This window comes from Neisseria sp. P0008.S010 (assembly GCF_051962715.1).
Lineage (GTDB): Bacteria > Pseudomonadota > Gammaproteobacteria > Burkholderiales > Neisseriaceae > Neisseria > Neisseria elongata.
Genome location: NZ_JBQCVA010000154.1, coordinates 1 through 477 on the forward strand (window position 1 = coordinate 1; position 477 = coordinate 477).

A 477-nucleotide genomic window follows, 5' to 3' on the forward strand; every position below is an offset into this window, starting at 1 on the left:
GTATAAGAGACAGGACTACTAGGGTATCTAATCCTGTTTGCTCCCCGCGCTTTCGCGCCTCAGCGTCAGTGTCGAGCCAGTGGGCCGCCTTCGCCACTGGTGTTCCTCCGAATATCTACGAATTTCACCTCTACACTCGGAATTCCACCCACCTCTCTCGAACTCCAGACCGCGAGTCTTGAAGGCAATTCCAGGGTTGAGCCCTGGGCTTTCACCCCCAACTTTGCGATCCGCCTACGCGCGCTTTACGCCCAGTCATTCCGAACAACGCTAACCCCCTCCGTATTACCGCGGCTGCTGGCACGGAGTTAGCCGGGGTTTCTTTACCGGGTACCGTCATTATCTTCCCCGGCGAAAGGGCTTTACGACCCTAAGGCCTTCATCACCCACGCGGCATGGCTAGATCAGGCTTTCGCCCATTGTCTAAGATTCCCCACTGCTGCCACCCGTAGGCTGTCTCTTATACACATCTGACGC

The 477-nt window shown here is 56.6% G+C and carries 1 rRNA gene; it reads right to left on the reverse strand.

What is annotated here, in order from left to right:
- A 16S ribosomal RNA gene (locus ACTHSL_RS12985) occupies positions 1–477 on the reverse strand; the annotation flags it as partial.